The following is a 22,217-nucleotide window of genomic DNA, read 5'->3' as shown; positions in this document are numbered from 1 at the left end:
CAATTTTTATGGAAATAAAAAAAATATTAGCCATTGCGTTTTTGTTAAGTCTGTTTAACTGTGCTTCAAAAAAGGAGGCGTATCTTTTTACGTCGTTTAGAGAACCAGCAACCGAAGGTTTGTATTTAGCATATAGCCAGGACGGTTACCACTGGAAAGATTTAAAAGGCCCATATTTAAAACCTGAAGCTGGAGCAAGTAAAATTATGCGCGACCCGTCGATTGTTCGTGGAAAAGATGACACGTACCATATGGTTTGGACGACCGATTGGCGTGGTGGCAACGGATTTGGCTATGCCAGTTCTAAAGATTTGATAAACTGGAGCGAACAACAATTTATTCCTGTAATGGCACACGAACCCGATGTTGTGAATGTGTGGGCTCCTGAAATTTTTTATGATGAAGATGAAGACCGATACATTATTATTTGGGCATCAACCATTCCGTTTCGTTATGAAAAAGGTGAAGAAGAGGAGAAAAATAACCATCGTATGTATTACACTACTACAAAATATTTTAAAACCTTTTCAGACACTAAATTGTTTTTAGAACCCGGTTTTAGTGTGATTGATTGCGTGATTGTAAAACGCGACAAAGACGATTATGCCTTGATAATTAAAGACAATACAAGACCAAACAGAAATTTAAAGGTAGCCTTCGGAAAATCGCCTTTAGGCCCTTTTGAAAATATTTCAGAACCCTATACGGGTTTCCTTTCTGAAGGTCCCACTGTAGTCCATCAAGATGGAAAATATTTGATTTATTACGACAATTACGGAGAGAAAAATTATAAAGCGGTTCGTACTTCAGACTTTAAAAATTTTGAAGACGTTTCATCTGAAATTTCACTTCCCGAAGGGCATAAACACGGCACAATTACAACCATTCCTAAGGATGTTTTGAACACTTTAATAGAAAAAAGTAAAGAAAAGTAAAGTAAAATTCAAAAAATATGAGACTAGTTTTCAAATCATTAATATTATCAGCTACGCTTTGTATTTCATCTGTGTTAAGCGCCCAACAAGACACCGTTAAATATGTTGGTAATACGTTATCAAATATTGATTACCATCACGGCATGTTAAGTCCGGCAGTTGGAGTTCATGCTACACAGATTATGAGAGCAAGTCGAGAGCACCCCAATACATCTGATGGTTTTGGCTGGACATATAACCACGCGCCAAACATCGCTTACTGGAATAATACATTTTTTGTTAATTATTTGAGCGACCCTGTTGGAGAGCATATTCCGCCGAGTCAAACTTTCATGTTGACCTCAATAGATGGTGAGAATTGGAGTTTTCCGCAGGTAACATTTCCTATTTATAGTATTCCCGATGGTTACCAAAAGGAAGGTGTAGAAGGCGTTGCAAAAAACTTAAAAGCCACTATGCACCAACGTATGGGCTTTTTTACATCGTCTGATAACCGCTTTTTTACTTTAGCATTTTATGGTATTTCGATGCACGAAAAAGATAGCCCCAACGACGGAAAAGGCATTGGTCGTGTTATCCGTGAAATTTATAAAGATGGTAGTTTGGGGCCGATTTATTTCATTCGATATAATAAGGGTTGGAATGAATCGAATACCAATTACCCATTTTATAAAAGTAGTAGAGATAGAGGCTTTAAAAAAGCTTGTGAAGAACTGATGTCACAACCATTGCAAATGCAACAATGGGTTGAGGAGGCCGATAGAGACGACCCGTTAATTCCGTTAAAAAAGCAATATAAAGCTTTTAGTTATTACCAAATTCCAGATGGTAGAACGGTAGGTTTATGGAAACACGCGTTAACATCAATGAGTAATGATGGAGGAAAAACTTGGGAGTACGATGCTCTAAGAGCACCAGGCTTTGTAAATAGTAATGCCAAAATATGGGGACAAAAAACTTCAGACGGACGTTATGCCACCGTTTATAACCCTTCGGAGTTCCGTTGGCCATTGGCAGTTTCAACCAGTGATGATGGTTTGAATTATAGTGATTTATTGCTTGTTCATGGCGAACTATCTAGAATACGTTATGGTGGCGCTTATAAATCGCACGGACCACAATATATTCGAGGAATTACACCAGGCAATGGCACACCATCAGACGGTAATATGTGGTTAACTTATAGTGTTAACAAAGAAGATATTTGGGTAGCTTCGGTTCCTGTTCCAGTTACAAGTACCGTTGAAGATGATGTAAATGACGTATTCAATAATTTGCTTGACGGCGAAGAATTAAAACTTTGGAATACTTACGATTTGCAATGGGCAACTGCTAATATTGAGAAGAAAGGTGGTACTAAATGGTTAACCCTTCGAGATCAAGACCCTTTTGATTATCCACGTGTAGAACGTGTAACGCCATTTGCGGAAAAAATGGAGGTGACGTTTACGGTTAAACCTGAGCAAAACGACCACGGTATGCTTCAGATAGAATTGCAAAACAAACAAGGATTGCCTTCGGTAAGATTGATATTTGATGAGGAAGGAAATTTAAAACAAAAAATGGGTTACCGTTTAAGAAATATTATGCCTTATGAAGCTGGAAAAGAATACACCATCAAATTAACGGTTGATTCGAGCACAAGATTATACGATATAAATATCAATAATGAAAAAGAAGTTAGAGGGATATTTTTTATGCCAACCGATGGTATTTCTCGTGTGATGTTCCGTACAGGAGAACAACGTTTTTATCCGAACATAGATACACCAGTTGATACGCCTAATTATGACGACGTACCTTTTACTGGAGCGTCTATTCCTGAGGCGGTGTTTAATATAAAATCATTGATTACAAAAAAGCTATAAATTGAAAATCCTTAAAAGTATATTCATTTTTGTTTTGGTGTTTTCGTCATGTAAATCTGCCGATAACGCCAATTCCGTTTCCGTTTCTAACTTAACTTGTGAAATGGCTATAAATCCATTAGCCGTTAATGAAACACCGCGTTTAAGTTGGCAGATTCAATCGGATGGTTTCGATGTTTCGCAAAAAGCATATCAGGTTTTGGTGGCTTCTTCCGAAGAAAAATTGAAGAATAATGAAGCTGATATTTGGGATAGCGGTAAAACGGAATCCAATAAAAGTCATTTAGTAAATTATGAAGGTGCAATACTGAAAAATGAAACAAAATATTTTTGGAAGGTTAAAATTTGGAATCAAGATAATGTAGAATCCAATTGGAGTGAAACGGCTTTTTTTAGAGTGAAGGCTAAAACCGAAAATTTAAGTCCTACTTGGATTGGAGCCATTACAAAGGCTGAAAGTAATCTGCCAGAAGGACGTCATTACCATACCGCTTCGTTTAAAAAGTCCAGAAGACATGAAATTGTCGATACTTCGCACCCGCTATCTCGCCAAAGTATTTTGCTTCGAAAGCCATTTTTAATCGAGAAATCGATTAAAGAGGCAGTAGTTTATATTTCGGGATTAGGACATTACGCGTTGACCATAAACGGAAATAAAATAGGCAATAGTGAATTCGCTCCGCTTTGGACCGACTACGATAAATCGGTTAATTACAACATTTACGAACTAACTGAAAAGGATTTACAAAACGGAAACAACGTTATTGGTGTCATGTTGGGGAATGGTTTTTACAACATGCTCGAAAAACGCTATGCTAAATTTTTTGTGAGTTTTGGACCTCCTACCTTATTTTTTAAGCTGAAAATAACATACGAGGATGGCTCCGAAACCTTAATTGATTCTGATGAAAGTTGGAAATACCATAACAGCCCGATAACCTTTAATAGCATGTTTGGTGGCGAAGATTATAATGCCAATTTAGAACAAATAGGATGGGATTCGCCTGCTTTTGATGCATCCAACTGGAAACCGGTGGTAATGCAAGAAGGACCAAAGGGAACTTTAAAACCGCAATCTGCACCGCCCGTAACGATTCAAAAACAATACGAAGTTCAGGAAGTGAACCAACCAACCGAAAACACCTATGTGTTCAATATGGGACAAAATTTGTCAGGGTTCCCCACCATAAAAGTAAAAGGTGAAAAAGGGCAAAAAATTAAGCTTTGGACGGCAGAAGGTTTAAAAGATGATGGCACCATCCGTCAAGGGCGTTCAGGAAAACCCTATTATTTTGAATACACTTTAAAAGGCGATGGCGTTGAAGAATGGCAACCAAAATTCAGCTATTACGGTTATCAATACATTCAGGTGGATAGCATCAATTACAAAGAAGAAAAAAACACGAAGTTACCTACGCTTTTAGAAGTGACTTCAAATTTTATCTACAATTCGGCGGGTGAAGCTGGTTCATTTGAAAGTTCTAATGAGATTTTTAACAAAGCACACGAATTAATCAATAACGCCATAAAAAGTAATTTTCAAGCAGTATTGACAGATTGTCCACATCGTGAAAAGTTGGGTTGGCTGGAAGAAGCGCATTTAAATGGCCCAGGTTTGATGTTCAATTATAATATGGAAACGTTTATACCGAGCATCATGGAAAACATTAAAGATGCGCAGCGGGAAAACGGCATGATTCCAACCATCGCACCAGAATACGTAATTTTTGGTGGCGATTTTACCGATTCACCAGAATGGGGTGTTTCAGGTGTTATCCTGCCGTGGATGTATTATGAGTATTATGGTGACGATTCCTTGATTGAAGCCTACTATGATGTCATGAAAGACTATGTGGATTACCTCACTTCAAAATCCGATAATTATATTGTATCTTATGGTTTAGGTGATTGGTACGATTATGGCGAGCACGCTGCGGGGTATTCCAAAAACAGTCCGATTGCACTTTCAGCAACCAGCCATTATTATTTTGCTGCTAAATTGTTTGCAAAAGCAGCAAAACATTTAAATAAAACTGACGACACTTCGAAGTACAACGAACTGGTTTTAAACATAAAAAAGTCATTTAATGATGAATTTTTTAATGAAGAAACCAAGCAATATGGCACCAATAGCCAATTTAGTAATGCTGTTGCTGTTTTCATGGAAATTGTAGTGCCTCAGTATAGAGACGCCGTTATGGGAAATCTATTAGGCGATATTGAGAACAAAGGGTACCGTTTGACCACTGGTGATGTGGGGAATCGTTATTTGTTTCAAACATTGGCGAGAAACGGTGAAAACGAAGTCATGTACAAAATGAACAACCATTACGATACGCCTGGGTATGGCTTTCAAATTAAATTTGGATTGACCACCTTAACAGAACAATGGGATCCTCGAAAAGGAAATTCATGGAACCATTTTATGATGGGGCAAATTGAAGAATGGTTTTATAGAAGTTTGGCTGGAATAGTACCCGATACCGAAAATCCGGGTTTCAAACATTTTTTCATCGAGCCAGAAGTTGTTGGCGATTTGTCGTTTGTAAAAGCTAGTTACAATTCGGTGTACGGAAAAATTGTATCTGATTGGGAGAAGAAAGCGGACAAATTTATTTTAAACATAGAAATTCCTGCTAACACAACGAGCACGATTGTCCTTCCAACCACAAAATCGGAAAGCGTTACAGTAAATGGTGCATCTTTTGATGAAGTTTATTCAGAAGCAGGAAAAACATCTTTAAAACTAGGTTCAGGAGTTTACACCATAGAATGTTCAATATAAAAAATAGCGCTATGCAAATAAGAAATAAACATATTACATACCTGTTATTGCTCATCTTCTCATTTGCACAAATAGCGGCGCAAACTTCAGATACCAATTTTCAAGTTCCGGTAACGGAAACCATCAAAAAAATGGAGACAATTTTCAATGTTCAGATTGAAGACAACGACCATTTACTCGATGAAAAGGTTCTGGAATATGGCGATTGGCGTATTCAACAAAATAATCTCGATGTGTCCTTAGTAAATGTTTTGGCGCCTTTCAATTTGGTAGCCTTTAAAAAAGGAGAAGGTTTATATGAAGTAAGAAAGTTCCAGGCGCACCGAGTTTCAGAAGATGTGGCCGAACAACGTTTATCCTACTTATCGCATTTATACCATAACAAAGAGGAATGGGAAGCTAGAAAAACTGATTTAAAAACGTGTATGGTATCGGCTTTTGGCTTGGATAAAGCACCGCAAACACCTAATTCTAAACCGATTTTAACCAATGAAAGAATATATGATGGCTACAGTGTTGAAAATATTGGATTGGAAATCCTTCCAGGAGTTTACACTACGGGCTCTATTTACAAGCCTTACCCATTAAAAGAAAATGCCGCGATTGTGATTACACCAAACGGTCATTTCGGAAACGGAAGATACCGTGAAAGTGAACAAATCCGTTGTGCCATGTTGGCAAAAATGGGTGCTATTGTATTTAATTACGATTTATTTGCCTGGGGAGAATCGCGATTGCAATTTCCGGCGTGGGCGCATCGTAACAGTATCGCATCCACCATACAGGTCTTGAGCGGTATGCGTTTGCTGGATTATGCGACAACGCTAAAATATGCCGACACCACTCGCATTGGTGTAACAGGAGGCTCTGGTGGTGGTTCGCAAACCATGTTTTTATCGGCTTTAGATGATAGGGTTACCGTTTCGGTCCCGGTGGTTATGGTATCTGCCAATCATTCTGGTGGCTGTCCTTGCGAAAGTGGTCGTGGAATCCACCTTTGTGGCAATGGCACCAACAATGTAGAAGTGACGGCCATGGCGGCTCCAAAGCCTCAGCTTATTATTTCAGATGGAAAAGACTGGACGAAAAACGTACCTGATTTAGAGTATCCCTTTGTTAAAAGAATTTATGGTTTTTACGGTGAAAAGGATGCCGTTCAAAATGCTCATTTTAAAAATGAAGGTCATGATTACGGCCTTTCAAAACGGATGGCCATGTATGGGTTCATGGCTGAACATCTAAATTTAGATTTAGAAAGAGTTAAAAATAAACAAGGAAAAGTTGACGAATCTACCTGTAAGATTGAACCCTATGAAAATTTATATGTCTTTGGGAAGGAAGGTGAGGGTTTACCTAAAAATGCTATAAAAGATATCGATAAACTTTACGAATTATTCGGAGAGAAAAATTTACGAGAACATGACGAAAAAGAGTAATCTATTTTTATATTTAATCATTTTAGTAATTGGAAGCCAAATGCTTTCGGCACAATTATCAAAAGATTTAAAACTTTGGTACGACGAGCCAGCCGAAATTTGGAACGAAGCCTTACCATTAGGAAACGGACGTTTGGGCGCGATGGTTTTTGGCGACCCGGCTATAGAACGACTTCAGCTTAACGAAGAAACGATTTGGGCAGGTTCACCAAATAGCATAGCTCATCCCAAAGCCTTAAAAGCATTGCCCAAAGTACGACAACTTATTTTCGATGGAAAATATGCCGAAGCTCAGGCGTTGGCGACCTCAGATATTCGTTCCCAAACCAACAATGGTATGCCATACCAAACCTTTGGAAGTGTGTTTTTATCGTTTCCTGAACATCAAGATTACACTGATTATTACCGCGATTTAAATATTGAAAACGCCACCGCTACAGTAAAGTATACCGTGGATGACGTAACATATACCCGTGAAATTTTGACGTCCTTTAAAGATGACGTGGTGGTAGTAAGATTGAGTTCAGATAAACCGGGACATGTTACTTTTAATGCGTTTATGAATAGTCCATTCGATAAAACCAAAACCATCACCGAAGACGGTCAAATCAGCCTTTCTGGGGTCTCAAGTACGGTTGAAGGTCAAAAAGGACGTATTAAGTTTCAAGGCTGCATGACTGCCAAAAACAAAGGTGGAAAGATGGCTGTGAGAAACGGTATTTTAAGTGTTAAAAATGCCGATGAAGTTATCTTATATATTTCCATTGCAACCAATTTTAAAAATTATAAAGACATATCTGAAGATTATGCATCAAAAAGCAAGTCTATTTTAGATAGAGCAATTCAGAATGATTTTGAAACCATAAAAAAGTCGCATGTAGAGTATTATCAAAAATTCTTCAACCGCGTCACTTTAGATTTAGGAATTACGGAGGCTTCAAAAGAAACTACCGATGAACGTATTAAAAAATTCGATAGTCAATTCGACCCGCATTTGGCAGCGATGTATTTTCAGTTCGGACGTTATTTACTGATTTCTTGTTCACAACCTGGTGGTCAGCCTGCCAATTTGCAAGGTATTTGGAACGATATGCTTTTTCCACCATGGGAAAGCAAATACACCATGAATATTAATGCTGAAATGAATTATTGGCCAGCGGAGTTAACCAATTTAACCGAAATGCATGAGCCGTTTATTCAGTTGGCAAGAGAGGTTGCCGAAACAGGGAAGGAAACGGCCAAAATCATGTACGATGCAGATGGTTGGGTGCTGCATCACAACACCGATATATGGCGCATTACAGGACCCATTGATATGGCAGCCTCAGGGATGTGGCCTACAGGTGGTGCATGGTTATGCCAAGATTTGTGGGAACGATATTTATACACTGGAAATAAAGACTATCTGAAGGACATTTTTCCAATTATGAAGGGTGCAGCAACTTTCTTTTTAGACTTTATGATTAAAGACCCGAATTCAGGATATTTGGTCATTGTGCCTTCAAATTCACCAGAAAACACACATGCGGGAGAAAATGGAAAATCAACCATTACTGCTGGAACAACCATGGACAATCAGTTGGTTTTCGATTTGTTTACCAATATTATGAAGGCTACAGAAATTCTTGGAGAGGATAAAAGTTTTACTAAAAAACTAGAAGAAACCTTGTCAAAAATGGCTCCTATGCAAGTTGGGAGGCACGGTCAGTTACAAGAATGGTTAATCGATTGGGACGACCCAGAAGACCATCACCGTCACGTATCGCATTTATATGGACTATTTCCGAGTAATCAAATTTCACCGTTTAGAACACCTGAATTGTTTCAGGCTGCAAAAACATCTTTAATGTTCAGAGGTGATGAGTCAACAGGGTGGTCCATGGGTTGGAAAGTGAATTTATGGGCACGATTATTAGATGGTAACCATGCTTATAAACTGCTTCAAGATCAATTGCATTTAGTAACTGCCGACCAACGAAAGGGAGGTGGAACCTATCCTAATATGCTCGATGCCCACCAACCATTTCAAATTGATGGAAACTTTGGTTGTACGGCAGGTATAGCAGAAATGATGATGCAAAGTCATGAAGATGCCATTCATTTGCTACCTGCATTACCGAGTGTTTGGAAGAAAGGGCAAATTAACGGACTCAAATCGCGCGGTGGTTATGAAATCGATTTATCGTGGGAAAATAATAAAGTTTCGGTATTGAAAATCACGTCTAAATTTGATAGCAATTGCCGATTACGTTCAGAAAACCAATTAAAAGGTGCTAACGGAAAATCGTTAAAACGTGCCAAAGGAGAAAATTCAAATCCTTTGGTTTTTAATGTTGAAGTTAAACAGCCAATTATTTCAGATAAAATTGATATTGAAAAACTAAAGTTGCCAAAATATTACGAGTACGACGTACAAATGAAAGCTGGAGAAACTTATACATTTTACGGAAAATAAATTTTAAAAAAAGCCATGAAGTTTAATTCTATTTATACCAAATTATTATTCATAATTTTTACAATCGCTCTGGTAGGTTGTGGTTCAACTTCAACAAAAAATGACCATTCCGCACAAATTCTAAACGTTGAAGACTACAAGCATTATGTAGATTATTTCAATCGAATGGAAGATGAAAATATTGCCAAAGCCGTACCGAATGATAGTGCGTGGTCTTGGATGAAGAATAACATTCCATTATTTGAATGTCCGCAGGATAATTTTGAGGAAATGTACTATTACCGTTGGTGGAGCTTACGCAAGCATATTACCGATACGCCTCAGGGTTATGGTATTACCGAATTTTTGGTTGAACGTTCGTATGCCGATAAATACAATTTAATAGCCTGTGCTTTGGGGCATCATATTTATGAATTCCGTTGGGTGCATAATCCGGAATATATAGAGCAAAATGTACATTTATGGTATAGGGGTAATGATGGAAAACCCATGGGAAGACTTCATAAATTTAGTAGTTGGACGCCTGATGCCCTTTACAATAGGTATTTGGTAAATAAAGACGAAGCGTACTTATTGGATATGTACCCCGATTTGGTTGAAGATTATGCCAAATGGGAAGAAGAGCGCCAACGCCCCGACGGATTATTTTGGCAGCACGATGTAAAGGACGGTATGGAAGAATCGCTTAGTGGGGGTCGCCATGTGAAAAATGCAAGGCCAACCATAAACAGTTACATGTATGCCAACGCCGAAGCTTTGTCGACCATGGCAGAAATGAAAGGTGATGCTGAAAAATCAGCGTATTTTGATGCAAAAGCCAATACGCTTAAAGACTTAGTTGAAACTAAATTATGGAATGATGGTGACGCATTTTTTGAAACATTAACAGAAAAAGATACCTCGGCAAATGTACGCGAAGCGATTGGGTTTATTCCTTGGTATTTTAATTTGCCATCAGAAAATAATGGTTTTGAAAAAGCTTGGGAGCAATACAAAGACGACGAAGGGTTTGCGGCACCTTTTGGATTAACGACGGCCGAGCGCCGTAGTCCGCGTTTTAGAAGCCACGGTACCGGAACCTGCGAATGGGATGGCGCGGTTTGGCCGTTTGCCTCATCGCAAACTCTTACGGCCTTGGCCAACCTTTTAAATAATTATGACCAAAATGTTGTTGGTAAAGACGATTATTTCAAACAAATGAATCTGTACGTTGAGTCGCAATACTACCGCGGCAGACCCTATATTGGGGAGTATTTGGACGAAACCACAGGATATTGGCTTATGGGCGATAGAGAGCGTAGCCGCTACTACAACCACTCTACGTTCAACGATTTAATCATTACCGGGTTGGTGGGGTTACGCCCGCGAACCGATGAAAAAATAGAAGTAAATCCTTTAGTTCCTAAAGACAAATGGGATTGGTTCTGTTTGGATAACGTGCTGTACCACAGTGATATTTTAACCATTTTATGGGATAGAACGGGAGAAAAATACAATCGTGGACAAGGTTTACGCGTGTTCAGAAATGGTGAAGAAATTGCTTCATCAGTAACGTTGGAAAAGGTGATTACAGAATAACCTAAGATTTGTCAACCTGAACTTGTTTCAGGTTCTCATTAAAAGATGAAAAAATCATTTTATTTTAAAGAAATGCAAAAACTAAACAAATGAATAAGATAATATCAATAGCATTTACTTTATTAATTTCATTTTCAGGGATAGCCCAAAATGAAATAGCGCTTAAGAATCTGCAATGTGAAATGTTAACAAACCCTTTGGGCATTGATGTATTACAACCTCGATTAAGTTGGCAGTTTGATACCAATCAATCTGAAGTGAAACAAACCGCTTACCATATTTTAGTGGCGTCTTCCGCAGAAAAATTAAAAAATAACAAAGCCGATTTATGGGATTCGGGTAAAGTGGAAAGCAACGCATCCATCAATGTAGTTTATAAAGGTGATGAATTGGATAGCCGCAATGAAGCCCATTGGAAAGTAAAAGTATGGACCAACAAAGGCGAAACCGAGTGGAGCGAAACCGCATATTGGAGCATGGGTATTTTAAGTTATGCCGAATGGAAATCTACGCGATGGATTGGCTATAACCAATTATTTGAAGGCGATAGTATTGGGCAGTTTTCACGACTTTCGGCGCGCTACGTTCGCAAGCAAATCAGTTTAGAAAAAAAGGTAAAGGAAGCCAAAGTCTATTTGATGGGCATGGGGCTTTATGAACTTTACATTAACGGCGAAAAAATAGGAGAACAAGTATTGGCTCCCGTACCTACCGATTATACCAAAAACGTTAAGTACAATGTTTTTGATGTGACCTCACAACTTCAAAAAGGCGAAAATGTGATTGGCACCATTCTAGGAAATGGTCGTTTTTTCGCTATGCGACAGGAATACAAACCTTATAAAATAAAAAGTTTTGGCCTTCCAAAAATGGCATTACAACTTTTTGTTGAATATGAAGATGGTACAAAAGAGCGCATAAAAACTGACGAAAGCTGGAAGTTTACGCCACATGGACCAATTCGTGCCAATAACGAATACGATGGTGAAGTTTATAATGCTACAATGGAAATGCCCAACTGGAATAAAGTAGGTTTTGACGATGACGATTGGATAAATATGATGTGGGTTCAAGAACCTGGTGGATTTCAAGAAGCACAGATGACACCTAATATGAAGGTAATGGATTCGGTAATGCCTATTTCAATTACTGAAACAGATAAAGGCACTTACATTTTAGACATGGGGCAAAACATGGTGGGCTGGTTACAAATTAAAGTGAAAGGTAATCGGGGTGACCTTATAAAAATGAAATTTGCTGAATCTTTAAAAGATGACGGAACGCTCTACACCGCTAATTTAAGGGACGCACGAGTAACCGACGAGTATATTTTAAAAGGGAAAGGCGAAGAAGTTTGGGAACCTAAATTCGTATATCACGGATTTCGTTTTGTTGAAATTGAAGGCTACAAATACAAACCCAGTTTGAACGATTTTGTTGGAAAAGTCGTGTACGACAATTTAAAAACCACAGGTGCTTTTGAATGCTCTAATGAAACAATGAACCAAATTTTTAAAAATGCTTTTTGGGGAATTCGTGGAAATTACAAAGGCATGCCAATTGATTGTCCGCAGCGCAACGAGCGTCAGCCTTGGTTGGGTGACCGAACGACGGGTGCTTACGGCGAAAGCTTCTTATTTGATAACCAGACCTTATACGCTAAATGGCTGGACGACATTAAGTTTTCACAAACTCTAGATGGTGGTATTCCCGATGTAGCACCTGCATTTTGGCGTTATTATGGCGATGGCGTAACTTGGCAAGGTGCGTATATAAAAGTGGCCGATATGCTTTATGAGCAATTTGGTGATAAACAAGGTATTGTCAATCATTATCCGTTTATGAGAAAATGGTTGTTGTATATGGAACAACAATACATGAAAAATGATTTAATGACTAAGGATAAGTATGGCGATTGGTGCGTTCCTCCGGAATCCTTGGAAATTATCCGTTCAAAAGACCCAACTCGTTTAACGGATGGTGAGGTACTATCGAGCGCATTCTATTACCATTTGCTTCAATTAATGAAAAAGTTCGCAAAAATAGCCGATGCCAATCCCACCGATATCACTTATTACGACGAATTGGCCGAACGTGTTAAAACGGCATTCAATTCCAAATATTTAAACCGAGAATCATTTAGCTATGCCAATAATACCGTAACAGCGAACCTGCTACCATTAGCTTTTGGGATGGTTCCAAAGGAATTGGAAGAAAAGGTGTTTCAAAATATGGCACACCAAGTGGAAGTAGTTAAAAATGGCCATGTAAGTACAGGGGTTGTGGGTATTCAATTTTTAATGCGCACTTTAACCGATTTTGGAAGAGGTGATTTGGCTTTTAAATTAGCATCAAATAAAACCTACCCAAGTTGGGGCTATATGGTTGAAAATGGTGCTACAACCATTTGGGAGTTGTGGAATGGAAATACGGCAGACCCCGAAATGAATTCACAAAACCACGTGATGCTTTTGGGCGATTTAATGATTTGGTATTATGAAAATATGGCCGGAATTAAAAGCAGTTCTGAGCATCCCGGATTTAAGGAGATTATCATGAAACCCGATTTTGAGGCGGGATTAAGCTATGTGAAGGCGTTATACGAATCAAGCTATGGCAATATAAAAAGTCACTGGATAAAGAAGAAAAATAAATTGGATTGGAATATCATTATTCCACCCAATACAAGCGCTAAGGTCTATTTACCAACAAGTGAGGCTTCAAAAGTAAAAGTGAATAAAGACAAATTGGAAACCATACGTTCAAAATTCGAAACAATAGATGGAAAAGTTGTTTTAGAATTAAAATCTGGAACATACGCTATACAAGTCAATTGAAAATTAAAGAATCAAACTAACAAATCATAAAGAAATGAAACTAATCCAAACCACTATAATACTCTTAAGCGTTGTCGTTTTAGGAAGTTGCAAACAGCAACCAAAACAGGAGGAACAAGAAATCGCTTTGGCCGACAAGACGTGGCGAGAGGGCATTGTTGTAGATGAATTTATTTATGATAAAGCACCTTATCCTTCATGCCACGCGGCAACCATTGCTGAAACTACCGGTGGTGATTTGATAGCATCATGGTTTGGTGGCACCCATGAGCGTAATCCGGATGTATGTATTTATGTGAGTAAACGTAAAAACGGAATATGGACCAATCCTGTTGAGGTGGCCAATGGCGTTCAAAATGATACATTAAGATATCCAACATGGAACCCTGTTTTGTATCAAGTTCCTGATGGCGATTTACTATTGTATTATAAAATAGGACCGCATCCTTCAACTTGGTGGGGTATGTTAAAACGTTCGTCTGATGGTGGTGAAACATGGTCGGATGCTGAAAAGTTACCAGATGGATTTTTAGGTCCCATCAAAAATAAACCAGAGTTATTGGATGACGGTACGTTATTGTTGCCGTCTAGTGTGGAAGGAAACGGTTGGAATTTACGCATGGAATCAACGCCAGATTTTGGGAAAACCCACAATATGCAAGATACCTTACCAAAAGGGCCGCAGGATATCAATGCTATTCAACCGAGTATTCTATTCCATGGCAATGGAAAATTGCAACAAATTGGAAGAACCAGAAATCGTCAACTATTTACCACTTGGTCTGAAGATAACGGAAAAACTTGGTCGCCATTGGAATTACTGAATATGCCCAACAACAGTTCAGGTACTGATGCTGTAACCATGAAAAATGGCAAACACGTACTAATTTATAATCACGTCTGGCCAAATGAAGATATGAACAAAAGTTACCGCAGTCCGTTAAATATTGCTGTTTCAGAAGATGGTTTCAATTGGAATGCTGCTTTGGTACTCGAAGATTCTCGAATCAGTCAGTATTCGTACCCATCAATCATTCAGGGTTCCGATGGTATGTTGCATTGTGTTTACACGTGGAGACGCCAAAAAATTAAATATGTAGAAATAGACCCTTCAAAATTGGTGACTTTTCCAATTAAAGATGGGGTTTGGCCAGGACCACAAAAAGAGCGCTACAAAATAGCGGTTTGCGATTGGATGATTTTAAAACGCCAAAAATTAGGGTCTTTTGAACGTGCGAAGGAAATTGGTGCCGATGGTATTGAAATGGACATGGGTGGTTTAGGGGACCGCAAAACATTCGATAGTAAATTTGTAAACGGTGATACCGCAAGTGTTAGAGTATTTAAACAAAAATCAGAAGAAACAGGAGTTGGAATCAGTTCTGTAGCTATGTCGGGGTTTTACGCGCAGTCTTTTGCTAAACGTCCAACTGTAAAACAAATGGTTTCAGATTGCATCGAAGTCATGAAAACATTTAATGTTGAAGTTGCCTATTTACCCTTAGGAACTCAGGGTGACTTGGTCAAAAATCCAGAGCTGCGTCCTGCTATTGTAGAGCGTTTACGTTGGGCAGGTGAGCAGGTGGATAAGATTAACGGGGTTATTGCTGTGGAGACTTCTTTATCTGCAGCCGAAGAAAAAGAATTATTAAAAGAAATTGGCAATAGAAATATTAAAATCGCTTTCAATTTTGCCAATGCCATTAAAAATGGCAGAGATATTTCTAAAGAATTAAAAACCTTGGGGCGTGATAATATTGGTGAAATTCATGCTTCGAACACCGACGGTGAATGGATTGAAAACGACCCGGCTATCGATTTACCGAAAATTAAAGAAACGCTTGATAAAATGCATTGGAAAGGTTGGTTAATTGTGGAGCGTTCCCGTGATACTACCAATGTACACAATGTGGTTAAAAATTACGGTGCCAATGTAAAATATTTAAAAGAGGTTTTTAAGGGCGAGTAAATGAGGTATTTGGTTTTCTTTTTAGCGACGGTTTTGCTGTTTTCTTGCACAGAAAAGAAATCCGCCGTTATTGTTGGTGATGATAGTGTTTCAAGAATAGCCTTTGCCAAACAGAAGCTTTCAGAAACACTTTTGGAACTAAATTTTGAAGTGGTTTTAGATTCAATGAAACCTGAAAGTTCCAAAGGATACGTCATCATTCTTTCAGAAAAAAAAGACGAAAATAACAAAGAGGGTTTCCAAATAAGTACTTCAGGAAATATTATTTCTATTGGAGGAAGTGATGCTACTGGAGCTTTGTACGGTGCTTTGGAACTTTCCGCTAGAATTAAAGCATCGGGCAAGATCCCTTCAAATTTAAATATCCAAGATAAACCAGAAATGGTTTTGAGGGGTACTTGTATCGGACTTCAAAAAACCGAATATTTGCCGGGGCGTACCGTTTATGAATATCCATATACGCCAGAAAGTTTTCCGTGGTTTTATGATAAGGAACATTGGATAGAGTATCTCGATATGATGGTTGAAAATCGATACAACTCTCTATATTTATGGAATGGCCATCCTTTTGCATCGCTTGTGAAGTTAGATGATTATCCTTATGCTGTTGAGGTTGATGAGGAAACGTTTAAAAAGAACGAAGAAATTTTCAAATTCATTACCGAGCAAGCCGATAAACGCGGTATTTGGGTCATTCAAATGTTTTACAACATACTTGTTTCAAAACCTTTTGCAGAAAAACATGGTATAAAAACGCAAGAGCGGAGTCGGCCGATAACCCCTTTAATTGCTGATTACACCCAGAAATCCATTACCGAATTCATTAAAAAATATCCCAACGTGGGGTTTTTGGTGACTTTGGGTGAAGCGATGCACACCATTGATGATGATGTAAAATGGTTTACCGAAACCATTATCCCCGGTGTAAAGGATGCCTTGGAACAGTTGGGATTAACCAACGAACCCCCCATTGTATTGCGTGGTCACGACACCGATGCGGAGCGTGTTATGGAAGCAGCTTTGCCGATTTATAAAAATTTATACACCACTTTTAAATATAACGGCGAGTCGCTAACAACTTATCAGCCACGCGATGCTTGGGAAGCTATTCCAAAAGCGTTGAGTGAATTGGGGTCGGTACATATTTCTAATGTACATGTTTTGGCCAATTTGGAGCCTTTCAGATATAGTTCGCCAGAATTTATCCAGAAAAGTGTAAAGGCGATGCACAATATTCAAGGGGCTAACGGACTTCACCTGTATCCTCAATCATCGTATTGGGATTGGCCCTATACCGCTGATAAAACTCCAGAACGACTTAAACAAATTGATAGGGATTGGATGTGGTATCAAGCTTGGGCTAGATATGCTTGGAACTCAGAGCGCGATAGAAGTGATGAAGTTGATTATTGGTCAAATGAATTGGGAGTTTATTACGATTGCGGTGAAAGTGGTAAAGATATTTTGGAGGCTTATGAGCAAACCGGTGAAATCGCTCCAAAACTCTTAAGAACCTTTGGTATTTCCGATGGCAACCGACAAACCTTGTTACTTGGTATGTTTATGGGGCAGTTGGTCAATCCGTTTAAATATCACGTTTATAAGAACTTTTTATCATCAAACGGACCCGTTGGTGAAATCCTTATCGATTATGCCGAGAAGGAATGGAAAGGTGAGCCTCATGTGGGCGAAACGCCTCCGCAAATTATTGATGAGGTGGTTACCCACGGAAAACTTGCCGTTCAAGCTATAGATAATGCTTCGGCTTCTATTGGAAATAATAGGGAAGAGTTTCAGCGTTTAAAAAACGATGTGTATTGTTATGACGCTTTTGCTAACTTTTTTGCTGAAAAAGTAAAGGCGGCCATGTTGGTTTTAAATTATAAGTATTCCAATGACATTGCTGACCTCGAAAAAGCCATTCAGCATTTAGAAAAAAGCATCGCGTACTATACCGATTTAACCGAGCTTACAAAAGAAAGCTATTTATACGCCAACAGTATGCAAACGGCACAACGCCGAATACCCATTTCTGGACGTGACGGAAAGAACAAAACTTGGGAAGAACTATTGCCCCATTACCAAAATGAATTGGATGTTTTTAAACGGAATGTCGATATGTTGAAAACAGAAGGTAATAATGGTAACACTGCAAAAACATATAAGGCTTTCGTGCCCGCTCATGTTACTGTTCTAAATAACACGAAACGTTTTCCATTGAAAAAAGGAGAAAAAGTTTATACTGATACTGACGCAATAATTGATGAAGTTGCCCCAGAATTGAAAAACCTTTCTGGAGTTCAATTTTCAGATAAAACACAACAAGAGTCGGGGACCGTTTTACATTTTAAAACCGAAAAGCCTGTAAAAATATTAGTTGGATATTTTAATACGAACAGTTACACCGTTTTAGAGCCACCCACATTAGAAACCAACGCTTATGCCAACGATAGAGGGCAGGCTGATATAAAAATTGCCAATGCCATGTTAATTCCGGAGTTGTATTCCGTAAATATTTACAGTTACCGTTACGAACCCGGAGAGCATAAATTGGTGCTCGGTAAAGGACGTGTTTTAATTTTAGGATTTATTGATGGTAATGAAGATATCGTAATTCACGATGCCGGTATTACCAACACTGAGGACGGCATGGCCGTCGATTGGTTATTTTATTGACAAGGTATTTGTCTTGTCATGCTGAACTCGTTTCAGCATCTTACAAATAGAATTTTTATTTAATGAAACAAAGTTTTAAATACATAGTTGTAATAGCCATTCTAGGCTTAATTTCTTGTCAAACGAATAGTGACTCCAATACTATTAGAAAAGAAATTTCATTAAACGATAATTGGGAAACCATTCATTTGGACAGTTTGAACCAACCTGAGGAGGAATTTGTAAAAAACTTACAGACCGATAGCGTTTGGAAATCGGTTTCGGTGCCCCACAACTGGGACCAATATTATGGTTATCGCCGAATGAAGCATGGCAACTTACATGGAACAGCTTGGTATAAAAAAACGTTGTCTCTCGATAAATCGAATTCAGAAAAACAGCATTTCCTGTTTTTTGAAGGTGTGGGAAGTTATGCCACTGTTTGGGTGAACGGACAAAAAGTAGGTAGCCATAAAGGCGGAAGAACCACGTTTACCCTGAATATTTCTGACGCTGTAAATTTTGATACTGAAAACACTATAGTAGTAAAAGCAGAACACCCAGCGTTTATCGCCGATTTACCATGGGTTTGCGGTGGATGTTCTGGTGAATGGGGTTTCTCTGAGGGGTCACAACCTATGGGAATTTTTAGGCCAGTCTCACTAGTAATTACTAACAAAGTAAGAATTGAGCCGTTTGGGGTTCATGTATGGAATGACGATTCTACTTCAAAGGAAAAAGCATTACTTCATGTTTCCACCGAATTGAAAAATTACAGTAATTCCGCAAAAAATATCACAGTTGAAAATACACTTTTTAACCGTGATGGAGATGAAATCACTTCAGTGGAAACAGAGGTTAAAAACCTTTCTGATTTACAGGAATTCAAACAAACGTTACCCGAGTTTTCCAATCCAGAATTATGGTCGCCCGAAAACCCGTATCTCTATGAATTGTCAACAAAAATTTATGAAAACGGAAATTTAATTGATGCCTTAACTACACCTTACGGTATTCGTTGGGTAAGCTGGCCCGTTACGCGAGAAGGCGATGATAACCGTTTCTTTTTAAACGACAAGCCAGTATTTATAAACGGCACTTGCGAATACGAACATTTAATAGGTAAGAGTCATTCGTTTTCTGATAAAGAAGTAAAAACTAGAATTGAGCAAATTAAAGCCGCCGGTTACAATTCCTTTCGAGAAGGGCACCAGCCGCACAACTTGCGTTATCAGGAACATTTAGATGAGGAAGGCATTTTGTTTTGGAGTCAGTTTTCTGCGCACATTTGGTACGACACACCGGAGTTTAAAGAAAACTTTAAAACGCTTTTAAGAGACTGGATAAAAGAGCGTAGAAATAACCCGTCCGTTGTGATGTGGGGATTGCAAAACGAAAGTACCATACCAAAAGAGTTTGCCGAAGAATGCACACAGATTATTCGGGAACTCGACCCCATTTCAGCTAAACAGCGTATTGTTACGACCTGCAACGGCGGGCAAGGTACCGATTGGAACGTTATTCAAAACTGGTCGGGTACTTACGGTGGTGATCCCTACAATTACGGAGAGGAAATGACCGAGCAATTGCTGAACGGAGAATATGGCGCGTGGCGTTCGCTGGATTTGCATACCGAAGGCGAGTTCAGTCAAAAAGGAGCATACAGTGAAAACCGTTTTGCCCAACTTATGGAAATTAAAGTCCGAGAGGCGGAATCGGTAAGCGATAAAATTGTAGGGCAGTACCATTGGTTGTTGTATTCGCACGAAAACCCGGGGCGTACCCAAAATGGTGAAGGCTATCGGGATATCGATAAAGTTGGTCCTGTAAACTATAAAGGCCTTTTTACCATTTGGGGCGAGCCAACCGATGCGTTTTACATGTATCGCGCTAATTATGTTTCCAAAGAAAAAGAGCCAATGGTGTACATTGTGTCGCACTCTTGGCCTAACCGTTGGAACGAAGCAGGAATAAAAAACGGTATTGATGTGTACTCCAATTGTGATGAAGTTGAGTTGTTTAACGATTTTGAAAACAAGTCATTAGGAAAACTTAAAAATCCTGGGTTGGGTAAACATTTTCAATGGAATAATGTTGAAATCAATTACAATGTATTATATGCTGTGGGTTATGTAAAGGGAAAACCAGTCGCTAAAGATTACATAGTTTTAGGTAATTTATCCAGAGCACCCAACTTTGAAAAATTAGTAAGTGCATCGAATGAAGTTTTAAAACCAAACAACGATAATAAATACCTGTACCGAGTAAATTGTGGAGGTTCAGACTATATAGATTTACACGGAAACACATGGCTGGCCGATGTACACAAAACAGATAAAAATACTTGGGGTTCACTGTCATGGACTGATGATTTTGAAAGCCTACCTGCTTTTTACGCTAGCCAAAGAACGGTTTACGACCCCATAGCCAATACCAAAGATTGGAAACTGTTTCAAGATTTTAGGTATGGAGCAGACAAATTAAAATATGAATTTCCTACCCCAGAAGGAGATTATCAGGTCGAATTGTTTTTTATTGAGCCATGGTATGGCGCTGGAGGTAGCATGAATTGTAACGAATGGCGCGTTTTTGATGTGGCTATAAATGATGAAACCGTCGAAGAAAACTTTGATATATGGAGTGAAGTAGAACACGATTCAGCATTAAAAAAGGCTTATAATGTAAAAAGTGAAAATGGAAAAATTGTTATTTCGTTTCCTAAGGTAGCTTCGGGGCAAGCGGTTATTTCAGCCATTGCTATTTCAACAAAAAATCAAGATGTGAAACCAGCAAAACCATCTGCAAAGAATATTGTGGATATTTCCGTCAATGGAAAATACCAGCTAGTATCATGGCTAAACATCACCGATAAGCAATATGTGGATTCTGATATCAGTTTTACAAAATTGCCATCCGAAGTTTACGGCGCTGATTATTTAAAGTTTTCAAATTCAGAAAAGACGAGTTCAGTGTCATTCACATCCAAAGAAAACTCAAATGTATATGTGTTTTCTGAAGCTTCATTGCCTTGGCTAAATGGGTTTGAAAAAACAGTAGATACAGTACAGAATTCGGTAGGTACAAATTTCAATGTTTTCAAAAAAGAATTGAAGAAAGGCGAAACATTGGATTTAGGAAGTAACGGAAACAATCAAATGTATTCTGTTGCCGTTGTACCAACCTATTCCATGGAAGAGCAGGACCGCCGACCTATCGTAAAACTTGAAGCCGAAAACACCACCACAACCGGTAGCGGTGTTAAAACGGCCTTTTTTAAGAAAAGCGATTACATTGAGTTCACAGAAAATACAGAAAACAGCATTACATTTACCGTAAATCCGGGGGTTGCAAATATTTATTTAATGCGTTACCGCTATATGAATATGAACGACCATCCTGTAAAAGTGCGACTAAAAATTGAAGATGCCAACGGCATTTTGTTGCGCAATGATGATATTGAATTTCCTATTAGAAATGACAAATGGAAAATTTTAAATACGACGTCAGGCGGATTTATTAATGCTGGAACTTATAAAATCACTTTAGAATCTAACCAAATGAAAGGCTTGCGAATTGAATCGTTTGAATTTCAGTAAAAAGAATGTTTATTACCGTTATCGTTCATAAAGTTGAGTGTCACCCTGAATTAATTTCAGGGTCTCATAATGAAATGTCGGTTTAAAAATATTGTGAGATGCC

At 38.5% G+C, this 22,217-nt stretch carries 10 protein-coding genes; all 10 read left to right on the top strand.

The window, feature by feature from the left end; translation table 11 throughout:
- Positions 1-8: 8 nt before the first annotated feature.
- On the top strand, positions 9-935 hold the full coding sequence (locus ACIEHO_RS08560; RefSeq protein WP_406970670.1) for a glycoside hydrolase family 43 protein: 927 nt from the start codon (positions 9-11) through the stop codon (positions 933-935).
- A 17-nt stretch (positions 936-952) separates the two neighbouring features.
- The gene (locus ACIEHO_RS08555; RefSeq protein WP_406970668.1) at positions 953-2,803 is read left to right on the top strand and encodes an exo-alpha-sialidase; all 1,851 of its coding nucleotides are present in this window, start codon (positions 953-955) and stop codon (positions 2,801-2,803) included.
- A 1-nt stretch (position 2,804) separates the two neighbouring features.
- Positions 2,805-5,588 (top strand): glycoside hydrolase family 78 protein, encoded by a 2,784-nt coding sequence (locus ACIEHO_RS08550; protein ID WP_406970666.1) that lies wholly within the window; start codon positions 2,805-2,807, stop codon positions 5,586-5,588.
- Positions 5,589-5,599: 11 nt separating this feature from the next.
- On the top strand, positions 5,600-7,024 hold the full coding sequence (locus ACIEHO_RS08545) for an acetylxylan esterase (protein WP_406970664.1): 1,425 nt from the start codon (positions 5,600-5,602) through the stop codon (positions 7,022-7,024).
- Positions 7,008-9,479 (top strand): glycoside hydrolase family 95 protein, encoded by a 2,472-nt coding sequence (locus tag ACIEHO_RS08540; RefSeq protein WP_406970662.1) that lies wholly within the window; start codon positions 7,008-7,010, stop codon positions 9,477-9,479. Before ACIEHO_RS08545 ends, ACIEHO_RS08540 begins: the two co-directional genes overlap by 17 nt.
- Before the next feature lie 15 nt (positions 9,480-9,494).
- Complete coding sequence (locus tag ACIEHO_RS08535) at positions 9,495-11,057, top strand: MGH1-like glycoside hydrolase domain-containing protein (protein ID WP_406970660.1); 1,563 nt, start codon at positions 9,495-9,497, stop codon at positions 11,055-11,057.
- An 89-nt stretch (positions 11,058-11,146) separates the two neighbouring features.
- Complete coding sequence (locus ACIEHO_RS08530; RefSeq protein WP_406970658.1) at positions 11,147-13,894, top strand: alpha-L-rhamnosidase; 2,748 nt, start codon at positions 11,147-11,149, stop codon at positions 13,892-13,894.
- 34 nt (positions 13,895-13,928) lie between these two features.
- Complete coding sequence (locus ACIEHO_RS08525) at positions 13,929-15,863, top strand: exo-alpha-sialidase (RefSeq protein WP_406970656.1); 1,935 nt, start codon at positions 13,929-13,931, stop codon at positions 15,861-15,863.
- Complete coding sequence (locus ACIEHO_RS08520; RefSeq protein ID WP_406970654.1) at positions 15,864-18,539, top strand: alpha-d-galacturonidase; 2,676 nt, start codon at positions 15,864-15,866, stop codon at positions 18,537-18,539.
- A gap of 62 nt (positions 18,540-18,601) precedes the next feature.
- Entirely contained in the window at positions 18,602-22,114 is a 3,513-nt protein-coding gene (locus ACIEHO_RS08515) for a malectin domain-containing carbohydrate-binding protein (RefSeq protein WP_406970652.1), read from the top strand.
- Positions 22,115-22,217 lie beyond the last annotated feature (103 nt).

Source organism: Flavisericum labens (assembly GCF_045446075.1).
Taxonomy (GTDB): Bacteria; Bacteroidota; Bacteroidia; order Flavobacteriales; family Flavobacteriaceae; genus Flavisericum; species Flavisericum labens.
The sequence above is the reverse complement of the archived record's forward strand: the minus strand, read 5'-3'. Positions and strand labels throughout refer to the sequence as shown.

Coding starts and splice junctions, on each gene's coding strand:
- ACIEHO_RS08560 (WP_406970670.1), top strand. CDS start 9: ATGGAAATAAAAAAAATATTAGCCATTGCGTTTTTGTTAAGTCTGTTT.
- ACIEHO_RS08555 (WP_406970668.1), top strand. CDS start 953: ATGAGACTAGTTTTCAAATCATTAATATTATCAGCTACGCTTTGTATT.
- ACIEHO_RS08545 (WP_406970664.1), top strand. CDS start 5,600: ATGCAAATAAGAAATAAACATATTACATACCTGTTATTGCTCATCTTC.
- ACIEHO_RS08540 (WP_406970662.1), top strand. CDS start 7,008: ATGACGAAAAAGAGTAATCTATTTTTATATTTAATCATTTTAGTAATT.
- ACIEHO_RS08535 (WP_406970660.1), top strand. CDS start 9,495: ATGAAGTTTAATTCTATTTATACCAAATTATTATTCATAATTTTTACA.
- ACIEHO_RS08530 (WP_406970658.1), top strand. CDS start 11,147: ATGAATAAGATAATATCAATAGCATTTACTTTATTAATTTCATTTTCA.
- ACIEHO_RS08525 (WP_406970656.1), top strand. CDS start 13,929: ATGAAACTAATCCAAACCACTATAATACTCTTAAGCGTTGTCGTTTTA.
- ACIEHO_RS08520 (WP_406970654.1), top strand. CDS start 15,864: ATGAGGTATTTGGTTTTCTTTTTAGCGACGGTTTTGCTGTTTTCTTGC.
- ACIEHO_RS08515 (WP_406970652.1), top strand. CDS start 18,602: ATGAAACAAAGTTTTAAATACATAGTTGTAATAGCCATTCTAGGCTTA.